Raw genomic sequence first — 19,160 nt, forward strand, 5'->3', positions numbered from 1 at the left:
AATCAATGATTGAACAAAACATGGATGCACGTCAGCAAGCTCTGCAATTTCTGATTGCCAATTTTGTTGCTCAGGGACATCCTGTCCAATACGCTCAGCACATGGCAACAGCAACCATTTTTCAAGCCGATCTCGAACTTCGCAATGCTCAAATGGCAAGTCTTCTAAGCTGGCTTCAGCAAACCCATTCTGATGTTTATCAAGAGGCGATCGTCGTGGTCGAAAACACTCGTAAACAGTTCGAGCAACGTGTTAGACAGTAATTGATTAAGTCGAATTGATAAACAGAGAAAATAGCTCTTTCAATGCCTTTGCATGGCAAAGAGAAGCCCAATCAGTGCTGCAATCAATGTGGCAATTAATGCGGCGAAATGAAAGAGTTCAAATCCTCCGAATGGCAACCATTGAATTATCCAGCCCAGTTCAAGCTACAAGCCTTTCGTGAGAAAGGTTACAGAAGAACGTAGAGCAGTAAAATTCCACTCATTCACCAGGAGAAATTCAGCGATTTTCTCAGGGCTAAAGCCAGGAATCGTAAAAGTCCTAGAACGGGAAATATAACGAAATAAATAAAGAACCAGTAGCCCGCTCTATTGGGATTTGGAGGCGACAAAAATCAGGCTAGATAAAGTGCGCCGTCAATTCCAATGCTAAATAGAATCAGTGAACGAGATAGCTTATTTAGCATTGGCTTGCAAGAGAAATCTTAACAATAAATACTCGTAATTCTACGGAAATTATTTAAAGAGGCTTTATCTTTTCAGCATTTATCCCGTAACCTTCACAGCATCAAATTCCTATCTTGATAAACATACGCTAACTGACAACTTTTCAAACAACCGTTGCAGAACAGCGATACCGTTACACGATCGTTTTACAACCCTACAACCGATAAAGGTGGATTGCTATGGCAGTTGAAAAAGTGAATTCCTCGTCTAGCTTGGCTGAAGTCGTCGATCGCATTCTCGACAAAGGCATTGTTGTCGATGCCTGGGTGCGGGTTTCGCTAGTCGGCATTGAACTGCTGGCAATTGAAGCGCGTGTCGTCATTGCCTCGGTGGAAACCTATCTGAAGTATGCAGAAGCTGTGGGTCTCACCGCTCAAGCTGCGGTTCCTTCTGCCTAACCGCTGTCTCATCAACAGGCGGATCATCGAGCTGGACTGAGTGAGACAGGAATCGCTCTGCTTGCTCAGTCTTGCCCCCGCATCTCACATTCCTAGCTCGTACTTCCTACAGGAGGATTTCGTGACTTCCCTCAAAGAAATCTGGCAAGCGCAACGCCAGCAACGTCAGCAGGAAACGCTACATCGACAGCAGCAGGTTCGCACTACGCTGGCGCAGTTTTCCCAGCAACGGCAGCGGCAGGCAGACCAGCTTCGGGAAGAGCTTCGAGCATTTCAGCAGCAGCTTCAGCAGGACACCCAGGTATTGATTGCTGAGCAATCTGCCGATCGCACCACCATGTCCCAAGAGCTTTTTCAAACCCTGGACGAGTTTCAGCAGCAGCTTAGTGCCACTGTTGCCGTTATGCAGCAGCAGGTAAGCAACCGAATGCAGGTAATCCAGGCAGAAACCACCGCCATTCGATTAGACACGCAGCAACTTTTGCAAACCCACCAGCAGCAGCGTTGCCAAAACCAGCTTCAGGTAATGCAAAATCTGGCAGAGTTTGTGGAACGAATGCGAGGCGAGGTCGAAGCAGACCTGAGTGAACTGGAAGCAATGCGGTACGATCGCGCCTATCAGCTTCAGCAAAGTCTGAGACAAAGCCACGAGCAGCGCAAAGCGGACATGAAGCGGTTGTTTGACCAGCTTGCCGCCTTTCGGTCTGAACTGACTGCTTATTGTGCCGAGATTCGTCAGCAGGTTTGGGGCAGCTCTCAACCAGCAAGCATTTCTCAGCCCACTCCGCCGCAGCTCAAAACGCAATTTGCTTCACGACCCGCAGGACAAACTTCAGGACAACTTCCAGAACGATCGGCAACACGACCCTCAGCACGACCTCCAGCACGATTAGTCGCACGAGTACGATCGCCACAGCCTGAGAAATCAAAGGCTATTCCAGGCAGTTCTCCGCGTAAGGCAACTTCTGTAACCCAGACTAAACCACCGATCGCAAAACCGAATCTGACCCAGCTCGAACAAACCATCTTCAATCATTTAACGCGAGTTCAGCAGACGACCCTGGCAGAGGTTGAATCTACTTTTGCCCTGAATCGTTTTGCCGCTGTTGATGCGCTTCGATCGCTCATCAAAAAGGGCTGCATTGTTCAGCGCGACCATGTTTATCGCATTCAGCAGTAAGTTCGAGCTCCATTCAAGCTTCAGTTCAAGTTCCAATTCAAGTTCAAGTTCCAATTCAAGCCCCACTTCAAAATTTATTCAAGTGCATGCCAATGGAAACAAAGCCCGTGCCCACCATCCTTCGTGCTAGCCCCCGCCGCTTTGTCAGCACCCCTGCCGTAGAGCGCGTAGCAATGCGAGCCCTGCGCTATCTTCAGTCGGGCTTTTCAGTGCATCTGCGCGGACCTGCCGGAACCGGAAAGACTACCCTCGCCCTGCATCTGGCTGACCTGCTAGCCCGTCCAATGATGCTAGTCTTTGGCGATGACGAGTTCAAAACCTCAGATCTAATCGGCAATCAGTCGGGTTACACGCGCAAAAAGGTGGTGGATAACTTTATTCACAGCGTGGTCAAGGTCGAAGACGAACTGCGGCAAAACTGGGTCGATTCACGGCTGACGATGGCTTGCCGAGAAGGATTTACGCTGGTGTACGACGAGTTCAATCGCTCTCGTCCCGAAGTGAACAACGTGCTGCTGTCTGCCCTGGAGGAAAAACTGTTGGTGCTGCCGCCCTTGCACGGTCGCAGCGACTATATTCGGGTGCATCCTGATTTTCGTGCCATTTTTACCTCGAATCCTGAGGAATACTGCGGGGTGCATGCGACACAGGATGCGCTGCTCGATCGCCTCATCACGATCAATATGCCGGAGCCAGATGAGTTAACGCAGCAGGAAATTGTGGTTCAGAAAACTCAGATTGACCGCGATAGTGCCACGCTGATTGTGCAGCTCGTGAAGGCATTCCGCAAGAAAACCGGAGCCGAGAAGTCTTCAGGACTGCGATCGGGCTTAATTCTGGCAAAGGTCTGTCAAGAACACAGTATTCTTGTTATCCCGGAAAATCCTGACTTCCGCGATATCTGTGAGGATGTTTTGCTATCGCGAACAGGACTGCCGCTGGAAGAAGCAAGCCAGCTTTTGTGGGAAGTGTTTAATGAGCAAATTGTCGCTTTTGCGATGCAGCAACAGGTGGCAAGCTTTGTACCCCAGGCGCGCGTTATTCCAAGACTGCAAAAGGCACAGGTTCCTGTCACTGCAGTGAAGTCGCTCGAAGACCTGGAGCTAGACACCGAATTAGAAACGTTGAGTGAACTAATCCAAGCACCCGCGCTGAAATCTCCTGATCTTGACTTTACTGATCTGGAATCTCAGCCTCTAGACACGGAGCTGGAATTCCTGCACGGGGAACCGATCGATCAAGAGCCGGAGCAAGAATCTGCTCTAGAAGCACCTGCGCTAAATGCACCACCGCATCCGATACAGGAATCGCTTATCAAGCTGCTGGAGATGTCTGAGTTGTCAGAGGATGATTTGCCATGACGCTAACCGACTCTCGATCGCTACACAGCAGCGTTTCTTCAGGCGGAATCGCCCCCACGAATCGCTCGTTTCAGAGTGCTACATCCGGCTCCAGTTTGGCAGATGTGCTGGAGCGGGTCTTAGATAAAGGGGTTGTGATTGCCGGAGACATTACTGTTTCCGTCGGTGCGACAGAACTGCTGAGCATCCGCATCCGCCTGCTCATTTCATCGATTGATAAGGCAAAAGAGATCGGCATTAACTGGTGGGAAAATAACTCGTTTCTCAGTGCCCAATCTCACTCCTTGCTGGAGGCAAATCAGCAGCTTCAAGTACGAATCGACAGTCTGGAACAAGAACTGCGATCGCTCAAAGCTGCACAATCCTGAGCGGTGATCTGAACGGTAGCAGATGTCCTGCATCGCCCCTTAAATCCCCCAGCTTTGGGAAACTTTAGGCAACTTTGAGAACCCTAAAGTGCCTGCCGCCTGCCCCCCTCATCGCACTACCATGCCCCCCTCCCCTACAGACTGCTCTCTCGCTGCTGTTCAGCGCACTGAAAGTCAGACTACTCATCCTAGTAAACCGGCAAATGCAGGATTGGCTCCGCTGCTGCTAACCCTGATCGAGCTGATCCGTCAACTCATGGAAGCGCAGGTCATCCGTCGGATGGAAGCCGAAGCCCTCAGCGATCAGGATTTAGAACGGGCAGCAGACAGCTTGCAAAAACTTGAAGCCCAGGTCGTGCAGCTCTGCGAAATTTTTGAAATCGACCCGGCAGATCTCAACGTTGATCTAGGAGAAATTGGAACGCTGCTGCCTGCTAACGGCTACTATCCTGGCAAAACTTCTGCGAAGCCAACCGTTCTGGAACTCCTCGATCGTCTGCTGCATACCGGAGTTGTGCTGGAGGGCGATCTGGATTTGGGACTGGCACAACTTAATCTGATTCATGCCAAACTGCGGCTTGTCCTCACTTCCCGACCGATTATTCCATAGGGAAAGTTATTCCGTAGGGAAAGCGATTTTGCATCGCGTGAGCGGTTAAGGAAAACAGGGAATGCTAAGTCCCAGATTCAATCCATGGTGGAGTCGGTGTCCTGACCGGAAGTAGAGGAGATGCCCATCCACAGAAATTGCCGCTGATTGAATTCACATTCCTCGCTCCGTCGCTGCTCTCCTAAATGGCTGAGCTTCACCAATCGTCATCCTAGTTAAATTGAAATCCAATGTCACACGGTCTTTACTTATACGGAATCTTTCCTTCCCCCGGTCCAAAGGATCTGGGTCTGGAAGGCTTAGACAAGCAGCCCGTTCAGGCTCAAGTGGTCGATGAATTTGTCTTTCTTTATTCCGAAGCGCAGCAGGAACGCTACCTGGCGAGCCGCCGCAATCTGCTCGGACATGAGCGAGTCCTGGAGCAGGCAATGGAGCAGGGCTATCAGACCCTTTTGCCGCTTCAGTTTGGGTTAATTATTCAGGACTGGGAGCGCGTCCAGCAGCAGTTGCTTGTGCCGAAGGGTGAAGTATTGAAGCAGCTTTTGCACAAACTAGAGGGACGACGAGAAGTGAGCGTCAAGGTGGTCTGGGATGCCGCTCGCGAACTGGAAGCACTCATGCAGGAAAACGCCATCCTCCGTGACCAGCGTGACCAACTCGAAGGCAAATCGCTCAGCATGGATGAGGTGGTGCGAATCGGGCAGGCGATCGAGCGGGCGATGAATGACCGCAAGCAGGCGATCATTGAAACGTTTCGGCAGAGGCTAAACGGGCGGGCGCTCGAGACGGTTGAAAACGACTCCCTCATGGAAGGCATGATTTACAACGCGGCTTATTTGATTCCGTGGGAGCAGGAAGCAGAGTTTTGCGAACAGGTCGAAGTTCTCGATCAAGCGTTTGAGAATCGGCTTCGCATCCGCTACAACAGCTTTACCGCTCCGTTTAACTTTGCTCAGTTACGCTAGTTGCGCCTGGAGGATTCCCTGATGTTTTTTGACTTACTGCTGACTCCGATCACTGCCCCGATTGCCGGAATCGGCTGGATCGGCGAAAAGATTCTAGAGCAAGCCAGCCCAGAACTCGACCAGAAAGAAAATTTGAGCAAGCGACTACTCGCGCTTCAGCTTGCCTTTGATATGGGCGACATCGGCGAAGAAGACTTTGAAGCTCAGGAAGAAGTGCTGCTGCTGGCAATTCAAGCTCTAGAAGACGAGGCAAAGCAAGACGAAGCAGATCAGGCCGTTTCCTGAGAATCGGTGGGGGCTGTCACCGCATCCTTTGCCTTTGCCCGCTCTTCTTTCTTTTTGCGATCGGCTTTGAGGACGTCGGCAAGGACGATTTGCGCCTGCGCCATTTTCTCCAGATTGCTGCGATAAAGCTCCAGGTCTTTTTGCACCTTATCAGTGGAAAAATGCATCGCTTCAGCAAGGGTTTGCAGCAGTTCATTTCGCTGCTTTTCGTCCTTGACCAGTTCCGGGTTCATGGTTTCCAGCAGCGTGTATAAACCGATCGCAAAAGGACGGTTGTATTTAAACTTGGGATTAGCTGCAACGGCTTTCAAATGACCTATAATGCCGCCCGCTTCCGTAGAGGATATATTTTTTGCCTGGTTCAGAAAATCGTTAAACGACAGCGAAGCCGCTTCTGACTGAAGCTGAGCCGCATCATGGCGATATCGCTGTGGGTCATCCTGCAACGATTGACAAAGGGCATTAAAAATCGAGTCTTTGTCGCCTTCAGGACGATAGCCCTGCATAAAGCGATCGAACGATGTAACGACACCAAGGGCATAAATGGGATCGTAGCTGAAATCAGTATTCGCCGACAGCAGGTGCATTTCTACCATCAGCTCATCAACAACCCGCCGATAGATTGAGTTAATCGGGCGCGTATGCAGCGTGTAAAACGCTCTTTTAGTATCGGAAACGGTGCGGACGTTATTCACAAGCCAATTCTAGAAATAGACCTCACTCATTATCCCATATTCCCTTTAGACTGGGCTGACGCTGATCCCGATAATTCAGATGCAGTCCTTCAGATGCAGTCCTTCGGATGCGGCATTCGGCGCGGGATAGTTCTTGGTCTAGGGCTAATAGCAAAAATCGGAGGCAACAATCATTGTCCCGGTTCCTTCATCCGTAAAGATTTCTAGCAGCAGCGCATGAGGCAAACGACCGTCAATAATGTGGGCAGCTTTCACGCCTTGCGCCAGCGATCGAACGCAGCAGTTCACTTTGGGAATCATGCCGCCGGAGACAATGCCCGCCTCAATTAAGTGACGCGCTTCCTGAATATCGACTTTTGAAATGAGCGTACTGGCATCTTTGTAGTCTCGGAGAATGCCGGAGGTGTCCGTCATCAAAATCAGCTTTTCAGCTCCCAGTGCCGCAGCAAGCTCGCCTGCAACCGTATCCGCATTGATGTTGTATGCCTGCCCCTTCTCGTCGGCTGCCACGCTGGAAATGATCGGAATATAGCCATTTTGCACCAGCGAGTTGATCAGCTTTACATCGATCGAATTCACTTCCCCCACAAATCCAATGCCCGTATCGCCCTGCGGACGCGCCCGAATCAGGTTGCCGTCTTTGCCGCATAGCCCGACTGCCACACCACCTGCCTGCTGAATCAGCGCGACCAGTTCTTTGTTGACCCGCCCGACCAGCACCATTTCAACCACATCCATTGTGGCAGCATCGGTAACGCGCAGCCCATTCTTAAATTGAGGCTCAATCCCAAGCTTATCCAGCCAGGAGTTGATTTCGGGTCCGCCCCCGTGCACAACAACCGGACGCAAGCCGACACAGGATAGAAAGACAATGTCGCGAATCACCGTCTCTTTGAGGCTTCCGTCTTTCATCGCTGCGCCGCCATACTTCACGACGATCGTGCGCCCGGTAAACTGCTGGATGTAGGGCAGTGCTTCACTCAGAACCCGAACGCGGGTAGCTTCTTCTCTTTGAATGTATTCTTGGTCGAGCGTCATGGAGCAAAAACGAGTTCAAGGAATTGCATTAATGCAGTGTATCAGGCAGGGGTCGGCAGGATGGTGTTCTGTTATGCGATCGATAAGTTTAGGGGAGCTGGGGAGATGAGATAGAGGATGGGATGAGGGAGGTTAGAAATCTTTGTGTTTTCTTGTGAATGAATGATTAATTTAGTTAATTGAGATCGGCGATCGACTGGTCGGGCTTGAGCACGGAGGGAATGTTCATCAGAATGCGGTTTGCAATGGCTTGAGGGGATTCTTCGGACGTGATAGAAATCTGTAGATCGGCTTGCTGGTAGAGAGGTTGGCGGGCTTCCAGGATAGTTTGTAGCCGGGCGAGGAGATCTGCGGTTTGGAGCAGGGGGCGAGTTGTGTCTGATTTGAGGCGATCGAACAGGGTCGCAACCGGGACATCGAGCCAAATAATCACGCCGTGCTGCAAATAGCTCCAGTTCGATCGCTCCAGCACAATGCCGCCACCCGTAGCAATCACTAGGCGACGATAGGTGGAAAGTTCTGCCAAAACCTGGGTTTCGAGCTGCCGGAAAGCGGGTTCTCCCTGAGTCGCAAACAGGTCTGAAACTGATTGTCCGGTTGCCTGCTCTACAACGGAATCAGTATCAAAAAACTGATAGCCCAAGGCAGCGGCAAGCTGCTGTCCGATCGTGGTTTTGCCTGCGCCCATCATGCCGATGAGATAGAGATTGATGCCTTTAAGTCGATCGATCAGGGAAGTCATGGGAAGGGGGAGAGCAACGGACTTCAATGATCATAGACTGTTGGGAGCGATCGAACGTGACAGCTTAGCCTAAAGCATCGGATACAGGAAAACTTAGCGCGTTTTTTGCACAAGTCGCAGTTATGTCATTTTTAATAGAACATTGATGGGACGATCGCTCGTTGCGAGTATGTGTACGATCGAGGCAATTAGCTCTGAGTAACGCCCAAGCTCAATGGCGGTAAGCAACTAGGCATCTCCACCGAGACCCCGGTTCCGTCCATCTCAGCGCAGTGTTATCCTGCTCTAGACTTAGATGTAGACATAACAACTCTGGTATTATGAGCTACCGCGACATCATTACCATTGAACCTGATAAATGTGGAGGTAGACCCTGCATTCGTCGAATGCGGATCACAGTTTACGATGTTCTTGGTTAGCTAGCTGCTGGAATGTCTACTGCTGAAATTATTGATGGCTTCCCAGAACTCACAGAAACAGACATTAAAGCTTGTCTAGAGTTTGCAACTGATCGCGATCATCGTTTAGTTGCCTCAGTGAGTGCTGCTTGAACCTACTCTTTGAGCAAAGTTTGAGCCGAAAATTGGTAGCTCGGCTGGGTGATGTTTTCCCTAATGCCAGTCATGTCCAGTTTTACGATTTAGCAGAGAAAACCGATACAGAGATTTAGGGGTTTGCTAAATTAAACGATTTCTGCATTGTGACCCAAGATGCAAACTTTGCAGAAAGAAGTCTATTGTACGGTTCTCCGCCAAAAGTAGTTTGGCTAAGGTGTGGAAATGTACCTACCCATCAAGTTGAAGCTCTCATCCGTCTAGGCAGGAAGCAATTCAAGAGTTTCTGAAGAAGCCTACTTTTCATTGCTTAGAGCTACACTAATTCATTTCATTGAAGTGGTGAGTTTATGATTGCAACGTACCTTAGAAGCTTGGCAATCACACTGTAAAGCTAGATTAGCGAATCAAAGCATAACGACCCTGTTCACCCGCCGCTAGCAACTTTTCGGACTCAACTAACTTTTTACGAGCGGCACGCAACAAGATTATTATACTACTGCGCCACGTTAATATAAGTAAGGTGATTCTAGATTGAGTATTCCAGGACAAAACAAAATAGTATTTCACTTAACAGTTAGTAATAGCTATACTAATCCGAAATTGGCACATCAATTCTAGACCGTGCTACACAAACATCATCTTTAATGATATAACATTCCACAAAATGCGATCCATAAAAATCACTTGATTCAATTCTTTGATGATTTCCACCATCGTTTAAAATTTGCCCTCGAATTTGATTTCTTCTTATTGCTTCCTTGCCAACATTACGAATCTTCCATTTGACTTGGAATGGCTTTGGTACGTTACAGTCTTCAATATAAAATTTCAAGGTGTTATTCCGAAGCAAAGGCAATTTATTGAAAATCATCTGAATTAGTGAATGAGTTCTAAATCCTTCTTGTGAAACCAGGCAATCTATTTTCAATCCATATTGAATATTAACTTGATGATAATCTTCAATGAATTCTTCAGATTCAAAGGGAAATCGATCCTTCCCAAAATGAGATTGCCAAGCTTTACAAGCATTCTTTTGGCTTGACTTATCACTCAAAGCTTTTTCAGCGGATTGAATGAAACTGCCAAGCTGTCCTAAAAAGTAATCCTTTTTAGTCTTACTATAATCTTCTAATAAGTTTTCATTGATAGGAGTTGTCGGACGGTAGCAGGCAAAATTTAGTGCCAATTGACTCTTAATACTGACTAAAGTTTGGTAAAAGGCTACATCATCTCTTTCATCAAAAACAATATTATTAGCAGCTAAAATCGAGAAGATTAACCCACTTGGTAAATCACCTTTTCTGTAATCACTCCATGCCTTTAGATAACGCACAATTCGCTTTAGCTGACCATCTTCATCAACTTTGCCATTAAACCATTTAATAAATTCTCTGGGATCACTTTTAATCCATCCCTGTCCTTTATGTGCCAAATATGGAGTTTGACCTTCTATAAGGTAATAAATGGGAAGATCAAGATGATATTGTCTAGCGTAAACAAGTCTGACACAAGTTTGTTTATCAATAGGTTTTTGTTTCGTATGCCCATCTACAGCTTCACAGATCCAACGATGAAAAGTGCTAATACTTTGAAGTGGTTCTACCTCCACTTTAAAGTAGATACCATCATCAATGTCGAACTCTCTATCAAGTGGTTCAATAATAGTGTTCATCATAAATGAACCCTGTCCATGAAACTTTGGAGAAAAGCCGTTCTGCTTATCTTGAAAATACTTTCTGATTTTGTCGCGAACAGCATCACGGGATTTACGTAATGTCTTTTTGTAATTAGATTCCAAGGCGATAGCAGCGTTAAAATCTAGAAATAATTTATGACAGTTTGCCACGCCTTCACCTGATTGTGTATCGCTTATAGTCTCTGAAAAAGTCGGAAATCTCTGGTTTTCTACCCCAGTGATACGCCTGATCATTCCCCATTTGAGACATTAAGTTTAGTGCTTCACTCGAAGTGTTATCCATATTAATGATTCGCGCTTGTTCTGGAGATAAAGGTGCGCCAGGAATACGCACATAATCAAATGGAGAATCGCAATGCTGCGCTAGAGTTTCTACAAAGTAACCTGTAAGATATGCCTGTCCCTCAAAAAACGTAGCAATCAAATCTTTATTCCAGTCGATAACCGAACGATGATGTTTAGTAACGAATCGTCTACCAGGATTTGGTTCCAGAGAACCAATAGACATCACCATTAACTTCTGAAATTTTTTGCCACTGCCGACGAAGTACCGAAGTGCTTCCACTACTCCAACTAGAGTTGGATTATTTGCATAAATTCCACCATCAATAAATTGTTTGCGATCATAAGTATCAACAGTAACGATGGGAAGATATGCAGGTGCTGCACTTGTTGCAAGAGCAATATCAACATATTTCGTTTTACCATCTCTGCACAGATTACCTTCACTATGATCGTACTTAAAAATAAAGGGTCTACCATCAGTTAAAGAAAACGCAGGGATACATAGTAAACAGCGAGAGTCTGCAAGGGTACGCTCCCCAAACATCTCTTCTAATGCTCTTCTTAATTCGCTGTTATCATACTTGCTTCGGAGGAAAATTTGTCGAAGCGAACTTAGAAAGCTATTTCGCTGTGGAAAAATTTGCTTGCCTCGCTTATAGTACAAATTGCTAATTAATCCAACCGGAATATTAAGAGACAGACCTAAAGCAATTAAGCCTCCCGTTGAGGTGCCACAAATTAGATCAAAATAATCAGCAATATGACAGTTAAATCTATCCTCAAAATGCTCTAAAATCTTGGCTGCATATAAACCTTTAATTCCTCCCCCATCTATTGATAGAACCTTAAATGTTTGTAATTCGGAAGCATTAGAGGAAGGAGAATGAGCCATGTTTAGACAATGGGTTGTTTAAAGCAGAAAATTCTAGGAATAGTGCGAATACTTAGCTTGAAGGCTATGTATGTGTATATTAAGGAAATTTTAGCGGCTGTTTAAGCATGCGTGTAGCAGTTAAATGGTAGAGATAACTGTACACATTTTATAAAAATACAGAACTAACAACTAGCCAAGGCTTCTCATCAGAGGCTCAGGGCAACCTAATGTTAATTGTCAACAAGAACTTTTCATTTACAATCCCAACAATAAATCGGGGTAGTATAACAATTTAATGGGCAGAGCTATGCTACCGAATTTCTTTAACTAGTACTTCCGTATTATTGAAGTTGTATTTGAGACACAGGTACTTAGAGTCAGGGTATGGAATCACCACTGCGTCCCAAGAAGTTGCTCGATCAGGTGTGTGACGCGATCCGGGTTAAACACTACTCCTATCGCATGGAAGAAACCTATATTCATTGGATTCGACGGTAATATCCTATTTCACAACATACGTCACTCGATCGAAATGGGAACAGCAGAAATTGAGCAGTTTCTCAGCGATCGGGCAATTCAGGCACGGGTTGCTATCGTGGCTCGAACCCAGGCATTGAGTGCTTAATCATCTGCGGGTGCGGATTGAACAGAATCGTACTGCTGGCAAAAATCTTCGATCGCTTTCACAAAGCGGGGTCCGTAATGGGTAAGTTTATGGGTTCCCACGCCGGAGATTTGGGCGAAGTCGGTGAGGGATTGGGGCTGGGATTGTGCCATCAGGCGCAGGCTGGAATCGGGGAAGACCACATAGGGCGGAACGGCTTGCTCGTCGGCGATCTGTTTGCGGAGGGCACGCAGGTGTTCAAAGAGCTGCTCTGCTTTGAGACGTTTTGGTGAGTCGGGACGATCGCCTTCGTCAGTTCGCTTAGGAATCGCCACAAAAACCGATCGCTGCTTGCGAAGGACTTCCCAGCTTTGCGGGTTGAGCTTAAGAACAGAGTAGCCGTCGCTGGTTTCACTCACTAAGCCCTGATGCAGGAGCGATCGTCCGAGTATTCTCCAGGCGTCTGTGCTGCGGTTTTTGCCAATGCCGTAGGTGGAAAGCTGGTCGTGCTGGTTTTGCAAAATGCGCTTATCTTTGGAGCCGCGTAGCACATCAATAATATAGGTCATGCCGAATCTTTCCTGGCATCGCGCCACGCAGGAGAGAAACTTTTGCGCCTCGATCGTCCAGTCTTCGAGCGGTTTGGGCTGAAGGCAGTTATCGCAGTTGCGGCAATTTCCTTCAAAGCGTTCGCCAAAATAGCTGAGCTGAATGCGGCGGCGGCAGTCGGTTCCTTCGGCATAGTCCACCACCTGACGAAGCTGCTGACGGGCGATTTGCTGCTCGTTGGGGTCAGGCTTCTGGTCGATCAAATAATCGATCGTCTTTAAGTCGCCGTAGCTAAAGAAAAGAATGCAGTGGGCAGGTTCTCCATCTCGTCCGGCGCGTCCCGATTCCTGGTAATAGCCTTCCAGATTGCGGGGCAGATCATAGTGAATCACAAACCGCACATCCGGCTTATTAATGCCCATGCCAAAGGCGATCGTCGCGACCATAATTCGCACATCGTCCCGGATGAAGCGGGTTTGATTCGTAGCGCGATCGGTGTCCGGCATCCCGGCGTGATAGGCAAGGGCAGCAATGCCGTCCTGCTGAAGGCGATAGGTGAGTTCGTCTACTTTTTTGCGGCTGAGGCAGTAGATAATGCCCGACCCAGAATTTTGGCGCACGAGCTGCAATAGTTCGGCGTAGGCGTTTTTCTGCTTGGAGCGAATCTCGTAGCTCAGGTTTTGCCGATTAAAGCTGGCAATATGGACGATCGGCTGCCGCAAATCAAGCTGCTCGATAATATCTTGCCGGACGCGCTCGGTTGCCGTTGCCGTCAGTGCCAGCATGGAAACTTCGGGAAACTGCGATCGCACTGAAACAAGCTGACGATACTCCGGGCGAAAGTCATGTCCCCACTCGGAGACGCAGTGAGCTTCGTCGATTGCAAATCCAGCAATGCCGATCGTGCTGTGAATTTGATCAAGAAAGAGAAGAAACTGTTCGCTCAGCAATCGTTCGGGAGCCACATAAAGCAGTTTCGTTTCGCCCCGCAAAATTTGGGCTGCCCGCGATCGGACTTCGAGGGGACTGACGGTGCTGTTGAGAAACGTTGCGCCGATCCCGTTATCGCAGAGGGACTGCACCTGATCCTGCATCAGCGCAATCAGGGGCGAAACCACGATCGTCACCCCTTGTTTGAGCAGAGCCGGAAGTTGAAAACAAAGCGATTTACCGCCGCCCGTCGGCATTACGACTAGCAAATCCTGCCCTTCCAGCACCGCCTCGATCACGTCCCGCTGTCCCGGACGGAAGCGATCGTAGCCAAAGAAATGCTTGAGTGCCTGTTCCAAGGAAGAGAATTCAGCCGGAGTCGGGGAGAGCGCAGCCGTCATGCTAGGAGCAGATGTACTAAACGGATTCCCCCTAGTTTAGGGGGTTTGGCGAATTCTGCCAATACGAGGTTTGGGGGATGGGGAGAGAGAGTAAATGGGTGAAGAGGGAAATAAGATAGGAGGGTGGGCGGGGGAGCCGTGTTTTAACCCAGGGAGCCAAAGCCGACCGCAAGCGCATCAAATTGACGATCGCGATCGTGGGGAGTTTCAAAGTCAATAATTGGTCCTTTTGGAACGATGCCGCTGGGATTGACCTTGGGGTGGCTGCGATAGTAGTGCTGCTTGATGTGGTCGAGGTTGCAGGTTTCTTTCACGCCGGGATGCTGGTAGATGTCGCGCACATAGCCCCAGAGATTGGGGTAGTCTACAATGCGGCGCAGGTTGCACTTGAAATGCACATAGTAAACCGGATCAAAGCGCAGCAGGGTCGTGAACAGACAGACATCTGCCTCTGTGAGGCGATTACCGCAGAGGTAACGCTGGCGACCGAGCAGGTCTTCGTAATAGTTCAGCGCGTCAAACAGTTCAGTGACGGCTTCGTCGTAGGCTTCCTGGGTGGTGGCGAATCCCGAGCGATAGACGCCATTGTTGATGGGTTGATAGATCGCGTCGATCGTCTCATCAATTTCAGTATGCAGATCTGCTGGATAGAGATCGATCGGGCTATTGGTGACTTCGTTAAATTCGGTGTCGAGCATCCGAATGATATCGCGAGATTCATTGTTGACGATCGTGCCCGTCTGCTTATCCCAGAGCACAGGAACGGTGACTCGTCCGGTGTAGTGGGAATCGACTTTGGTATACACTTCCCAAAGATAGCGGGCATGATTGATCGAATCAGGAATCACGCCGGGCGCGTCGGTAAATTCCCAGCTATTTTCGCCCATCACAGGATTGACGATCGACACGGAGATCGCGTTCGTTAATCCCTTCAGTTCGCGGACGATCAGCGTTCGCTGTGCCCAGGGGCAAGCTAGGGAAACGTAGAGGTGATAGCGTCCTGACTCGGCTTTAAAGCCGCTCGATCCGTCTGCGGTGATTCGATCGCGAAAAGTCGTATCTGGGCGCATGAACCGTCCCTTTTTATCTTCTTGCTCGCGCTCTGAAACCCATTTGCCATCAATCAACATTCCCAGTCCCATCTTGGCTTTCTCCCGATCGCTTATTTCTTCTACCTTAAAACGTTCGCCAGTAGCCGCTCCCAATCTTTTAAGATAAATCTACTAATTGGAAGATTTTTTTGCATAAAACCGCTTAAACCATCTGCCGCTTTGAAATGCCTGTGATAGAATTCCGGCAAAGTATTTGGGGTTTGAAAAATCATGAATAAAGGCGAATTAGTGGATAAAGTTGCAGAGAAAGCGGATGTTACTAAAAAGCAAGCAGATGCAATTCTGTCTGCGGTTTTGGAAGTAATCATGGAAGCGGTTTCCGAAGAGGAGAAAGTTACGCTAGTCGGGTTTGGTTCTTTTGAAGCGCGGAAGCGTCAGGCAAGAGAAGGACGCAATCCCAAAACGGGCGAAGCCATGACCATTCCAGAGACGACTGTGCCTGTGTTTTCTGCCGGAAAATTGTTTCGCGACAAGCTGGGAGGCGAATAAACGCGGATTCGTGCTGAGCGTGGGTGATTTTAAGCTCACGCTTTTTGCCTTGCCTGGGCTAATCAGCCAATAAAAAACCTCCAAAACTGGAGGTTAAACTTCTGCCACAAGCAGATGAGTTAGCATCACGAGAATTAATGTAAGCCCTGAGTGTGACAGACGTATGACGACGGTATCGCGAACGTTTCTCAGTTGTTGACTGGATTACTTTGTAAGAATATGACGCTGTCGAACACGCTCTCGGAGCAACGGCTTTGCCTCGACCCTTGCTTGGGTTAAACCGATCGCCCCACCCCTGGAATCAGGTTTCGTCACTGGAATACAGCCCGGAATGCAGTACAGTGAGGATTGCTTAACGTTTTAACAGTTCAATACGAGGCTGGAAACGGTATGTCAGTTGTTGCATTTGTGAATCAGAAAGGGGGCTGTGCAAAATCCACCACCTCAGTTCATTTTGCCTACTGGCTCTTTCACCAGCAGCGTAAAGTGATGCTGATTGATGCAGACGCACAGCGATCGAGTTCGATCTGGTTGGAAACGTTGGAAGATCCGATTCCGTTTCAGGTGATTCAAACCGCCGATGAGCTGCTGGCGCGAATTCCTGAGTATGCCGATCGCTATGATTACATTGTCGTGGATGGTCCTGCCGGATTGTCGAATGCGACCAGGAGCATTGTCTTGACGGCGGATTTGGCGGTGATTCCCTGTCAGCCAACAGGCGTTGATTTACGATCGGCTTCGGATGCGATCGAGCTAATTCGTCAAGCACAGGCAGTGCGAAACGAGTTGCCCCAGGCGGCGGTCTTTGTGTCGCGGGCAGTCAAAGGAACCCGGCTTAAAGATGAAGCAATGGCAGTTTTGAACAATATCGGGGTTCCGATTCTGAACACGGTGATTCATCAGCGACAAACGGTTGCCGATACCTTTGGTCAGGCAGCAACGGTTTGGGAACTGCTGGGTAAAGCCTCGGTTGAAGCTGCCGAAGAGTTCGATCGCCTGTTTCGCGAAATGATGACGCTGTTGCCGCGATCGTCTAAAAATGCGGTGACTCCTAAATAAGCTGTTCTATAAGTTCTGCAAGCTGTTCTAAAAGCTGTCTCACAATAATTCTAAAAGCTGTCTCACAATAAACCGATGGCAGACCTGACCCGACAGCAGCTCATTCTGGCACTGGTGGCAATTCCTCACTCGGCAAACCTGGCGGGGGTGGATCTCTCAGACCTTACATTGGCGGGACTCTGCTTGAGCAAAGCCAATCTCTGCCGCGCGAATCTCCAGTTTACCGATCTGCAGGAGGCGGATCTCAGCAGGGCATCCCTGATTAAGGCTCAAATCTCGCAAGCCATCCTGCGCGATGCCAACCTGAATGAGGCAGACTTGACGGAGGTCAATCTAGAATATGCCGACCTGACCAATGCCCTGCTGCAAGGTGCCTGCCTGATGTCTGCAAAGATGCAGAACGCTGTTTTGGCAAAGGTCAACCTGGAGCGAGCGATTCTGTTGAGCGTCATTCTAGACGAAGCCGACTTACAAAATGCCAATCTAAACTACTGCAATTTGCAGGGCGCAAGTTTACGCAATGCCAATCTGCGGGGAGCCAGCCTGGTGAACGCGAACCTGAACGGAGCCGACCTGAGCGGCGCATATCTGGAAAACGCTGACCTCACCCAGGTGAATTTGAGCAATGTCATCCTTGAAGATGTTCACTTTGAGGGCGCAATTTTCCGATAAGCGGTGGGGGAATGAGGGGGCAGTTCAGGTTGCTAAGCCCAATATCAGCCCAAAACAACTCCCGATCGCCCGGGTAGCTCCAGCGTCAGCGTTTCGCCTACCCAGTGCGCTTCGCCTAATCCATACAGCAGTTCGGCAGGATGGCGAGATAACTGGCTGCCAATTCCCTCCAGGCTGAGCTTTTCAGGGGAAGTTCCTGTATTCACCGCCACGATCAGCACTTCGCCGCTGCCAATGCGGGCAAAGGCATAGGTCATTCCTTCTGCGCCTAGAATTTGATAGTTTCCTGTACGAAGGGCAGGGTGAGCATGACGCAGGGCGATGAGCTGACGATGGCAGGTGAGCAGAGCCAGGTTCCAGTTTGCCTCCAGCGGAAAGCCGCGCCGCGAATCGGGGTCGAGTCCGCCCGGTAGCCCCACTTCGTCACCGTAGTAGATGCTGGGCGCACCGGGAAAGGTCATGAGCAGTAGAGTTGCCAGTTGTACGCTGTCTTCGTCGCCGCTTGCCATGCTGAGCAGCCTCGCCGTATCGTGACTTGCCAGCAGATTAAGCTGCGCGAGCTGAATTTCCCACGGATAAAGCTTCAGCAATCGCTGCATTTTTGCCGCATACTGAGCCGCGTCGATCGCCGGGAAGGGTTCATAGTCCCGGTCTTTTGCCATTTCGGGCAAAACGCGATCTCCTGCGACAAACGCGATCGTCGGTCCGGTAAACAGGTAGTTCATCACACCGTCAAACTGCGTGCCGTCGAGCCACTGCCGCGAATCCCCCCAGACTTCGCCCACAATGTAGGCTTCAGGATTGATTGCTTTGATGCGATCGCGAAACTCCTGCCAAAAGCCCGGTTCTTGAATGCAAAAGGGCACATCTAGCCGCCAGCCGTCGATGCCCGATCGCACCCAGTATTCGCCAATTTCCATAATGTATTCGCGCACCTGCGGATTGGCGTGATTAAACTCTGGCAACGCCCGATTGCCCGCCCAGCCCACGTAGTTTGCCGAATGCTCTCCGTTATAGGGCGACAGGGGCCAGCCCTGAATTTTGAACCAGTTCAGCCAGGGCGAATGGGGTCCGTTTTCCAGGATGTCGTGAAAGAAGAAAAAGCCGCGACTGGCATGGTTAAACACCCCGTCCAGCACCACTTTAATGCCACGATTGTGAGCCGCCTCCAGCATTTGAAAAAAAGCCGGATTGCCGCCCAAAATTGGATCGACCTGATAGTAATCGTGGGTGTGATAGCGGTGATTACTGGCGGATTGGAAGATCGGCGTGAAGTAAATTGCCGTCACTCCCAGCCCTTGTAGATAGTCAAGCTGGTTTGTCACCCCCCACAGATTACCACCCTTATAGCCTTGCAGCGACGGCGGCGACTCCCATCCCTCAAACTGAATATCAACCAGATCGGGATTGTCGGGTCTGGCTCCTCGCGCAAAGCGATCGGGGAAAATCTGATAAAAAATTGCGTGCTTCACCCAGTCGGGAGTCTTCACAGGGGGTTTGCCGTCCATTCTTGCTGCTCCGTCCGCCTTTTTTGCCTAAGCTAGCGGCATTTCCGCTGCCTG

20 protein-coding genes and 2 pseudogenes are annotated in these 19,160 nt (G+C 49.2%); 13 read left to right on the top strand and 9 right to left on the bottom strand.

The annotated features are described in order from the left end of the window. The first annotated feature begins 5 nt into the window (after nt 1-5). The 6 genes from NDI45_RS08710 to NDI45_RS08735 all read left to right on the top strand — a co-directional run bounded on the left by NDI45_RS08710 (nt 6) and on the right by NDI45_RS08735 (nt 4,645). The gene (locus NDI45_RS08710; protein WP_348247069.1) at nt 6-263 is read left to right on the top strand and encodes a hypothetical protein; all 258 of its coding nucleotides are present in this window, start codon (nt 6-8) and stop codon (nt 261-263) included. A gap of 644 nt (nt 264-907) precedes the next feature. After that, entirely contained in the window at nt 908-1,126 is a 219-nt protein-coding gene (gene gvpA, locus NDI45_RS08715) for a gas vesicle structural protein GvpA (protein ID WP_190503885.1), read from the top strand. Between the two features lie 121 nt (nt 1,127-1,247). Continuing rightward, a complete protein-coding gene (locus NDI45_RS08720) occupies nt 1,248-2,306 on the top strand; it encodes a hypothetical protein (RefSeq protein WP_348247070.1) in 1,059 nt (352 codons plus the stop codon). Between the two features lie 107 nt (nt 2,307-2,413). Beyond that, entirely contained in the window at nt 2,414-3,667 is a 1,254-nt protein-coding gene (gene gvpN, locus NDI45_RS08725) for a gas vesicle protein GvpN (protein WP_348247151.1), read from the top strand. Then, nucleotides 3,664-4,035, top strand: a complete 372-nt coding sequence (locus NDI45_RS08730) for a gas vesicle protein (protein ID WP_348247071.1) — start codon at nt 3,664-3,666, stop codon at nt 4,033-4,035. The genes gvpN and NDI45_RS08730 overlap by 4 nt, the downstream gene beginning before the upstream one ends. A gap of 121 nt (nt 4,036-4,156) precedes the next feature. Beyond that, nucleotides 4,157-4,645, top strand: coding sequence for a gas vesicle protein K (locus tag NDI45_RS08735; protein WP_348247072.1), 489 nt, complete (start codon nt 4,157-4,159; stop codon nt 4,643-4,645). Between the two features lie 77 nt (nt 4,646-4,722). Here NDI45_RS08735 and NDI45_RS08740 read toward each other — a convergent pair whose 3' ends face one another. Continuing rightward, a complete protein-coding gene (locus tag NDI45_RS08740) occupies nt 4,723-4,848 on the bottom strand; it encodes a hypothetical protein (RefSeq protein ID WP_348247073.1) in 126 nt (41 codons plus the stop codon). 27 nt (nt 4,849-4,875) lie between these two features. Here NDI45_RS08740 and NDI45_RS08745 point away from each other — a divergent pair, with 27 nt between their 5' ends. After that, entirely contained in the window at nt 4,876-5,610 is a 735-nt protein-coding gene (locus NDI45_RS08745; RefSeq protein ID WP_348247074.1) for a GvpL/GvpF family gas vesicle protein, read from the top strand. Between the two features lie 21 nt (nt 5,611-5,631). Next, entirely contained in the window at nt 5,632-5,895 is a 264-nt protein-coding gene (locus tag NDI45_RS08750; RefSeq protein ID WP_190790200.1) for a gas vesicle protein GvpG, read from the top strand. Here NDI45_RS08750 and psb29 read toward each other — a convergent pair. The 3 genes from psb29 to NDI45_RS08765 form a co-directional block, all read right to left on the bottom strand. After that, nucleotides 5,880-6,590 carry a photosystem II biogenesis protein Psp29 gene (gene psb29, locus NDI45_RS08755; RefSeq protein ID WP_348247075.1) on the bottom strand — a complete coding sequence of 237 codons (711 nt, stop codon included), beginning with the start codon at nt 6,588-6,590 and terminating at the stop codon, nt 5,880-5,882. The two genes, NDI45_RS08750 and psb29, sit on opposite strands and share 16 nt — an antisense overlap. Before the next feature lie 144 nt (nt 6,591-6,734). Next, nucleotides 6,735-7,628, bottom strand: coding sequence for an acetylglutamate kinase (gene argB, locus NDI45_RS08760; RefSeq protein ID WP_190790202.1), 894 nt, complete (start codon nt 7,626-7,628; stop codon nt 6,735-6,737). 175 nt (nt 7,629-7,803) lie between these two features. Beyond that, entirely contained in the window at nt 7,804-8,370 is a 567-nt protein-coding gene (locus tag NDI45_RS08765) for a shikimate kinase (protein WP_348247076.1), read from the bottom strand. 320 nt (nt 8,371-8,690) lie between these two features. On the opposite strand from NDI45_RS08765, the pseudogene NDI45_RS08770 reads away from it, so the two are divergent. After that, a pseudogene (locus NDI45_RS08770) lies at nt 8,691-8,921 on the top strand (DUF433 domain-containing protein). Next, nucleotides 8,918-9,249: pseudogene (locus tag NDI45_RS08775) on the top strand (DUF5615 family PIN-like protein). The pseudogenes NDI45_RS08770 and NDI45_RS08775 overlap by 4 nt, the downstream one beginning before the upstream one ends. Nucleotides 9,250-9,516: 267 nt before the next feature. On the opposite strand, the gene NDI45_RS08780 reads toward NDI45_RS08775, so the two are convergent. The 4 genes from NDI45_RS08780 to NDI45_RS08795 form a co-directional block, all read right to left on the bottom strand. Continuing rightward, nucleotides 9,517-10,773: a CBASS cGAMP synthase gene (locus NDI45_RS08780; protein ID WP_348247077.1), complete on the bottom strand. Its 1,257-nt coding sequence runs from the start codon at nt 10,771-10,773 to the stop codon at nt 9,517-9,519. Between the two features lie 4 nt (nt 10,774-10,777). Beyond that, nucleotides 10,778-11,800: a CBASS cGAMP-activated phospholipase gene (locus NDI45_RS08785; protein WP_348247078.1), complete on the bottom strand. Its 1,023-nt coding sequence runs from the start codon at nt 11,798-11,800 to the stop codon at nt 10,778-10,780. A 603-nt stretch (nt 11,801-12,403) separates the two neighbouring features. Then, a complete protein-coding gene (recQ, locus tag NDI45_RS08790; protein WP_348247079.1) occupies nt 12,404-14,266 on the bottom strand; it encodes a DNA helicase RecQ in 1,863 nt (620 codons plus the stop codon). A 143-nt stretch (nt 14,267-14,409) separates the two neighbouring features. Next, nucleotides 14,410-15,408 carry a glutathione S-transferase family protein gene (locus tag NDI45_RS08795; protein ID WP_348247080.1) on the bottom strand — a complete coding sequence of 333 codons (999 nt, stop codon included), beginning with the start codon at nt 15,406-15,408 and terminating at the stop codon, nt 14,410-14,412. A gap of 180 nt (nt 15,409-15,588) precedes the next feature. Here NDI45_RS08795 and NDI45_RS08800 point away from each other — a divergent pair, with 180 nt between their 5' ends. The 3 genes from NDI45_RS08800 to NDI45_RS08810 all read left to right on the top strand — a co-directional run bounded on the left by NDI45_RS08800 (nt 15,589) and on the right by NDI45_RS08810 (nt 17,598). Then, nucleotides 15,589-15,867, top strand: a complete 279-nt coding sequence (locus tag NDI45_RS08800; RefSeq protein ID WP_190792848.1) for an HU family DNA-binding protein — start codon at nt 15,589-15,591, stop codon at nt 15,865-15,867. A 390-nt stretch (nt 15,868-16,257) separates the two neighbouring features. Further along, nucleotides 16,258-16,926 carry an AAA family ATPase gene (locus NDI45_RS08805; protein WP_348247081.1) on the top strand — a complete coding sequence of 223 codons (669 nt, stop codon included), beginning with the start codon at nt 16,258-16,260 and terminating at the stop codon, nt 16,924-16,926. A 75-nt stretch (nt 16,927-17,001) separates the two neighbouring features. Continuing rightward, complete coding sequence (locus tag NDI45_RS08810; protein ID WP_348247082.1) at nt 17,002-17,598, top strand: pentapeptide repeat-containing protein; 597 nt, start codon at nt 17,002-17,004, stop codon at nt 17,596-17,598. 44 nt (nt 17,599-17,642) lie between these two features. Here NDI45_RS08810 and NDI45_RS08815 read toward each other — a convergent pair whose 3' ends face one another. Continuing rightward, entirely contained in the window at nt 17,643-19,106 is a 1,464-nt protein-coding gene (locus NDI45_RS08815) for a glycoside hydrolase family 13 protein (RefSeq protein ID WP_348247083.1), read from the bottom strand. Nucleotides 19,107-19,160 lie beyond the last annotated feature (54 nt).

Source organism: Leptolyngbya sp. GB1-A1 (assembly GCF_039962475.1).
Classification (GTDB): domain Bacteria; phylum Cyanobacteriota; class Cyanobacteriia; order Elainellales; family Elainellaceae; genus Leptolyngbya_A.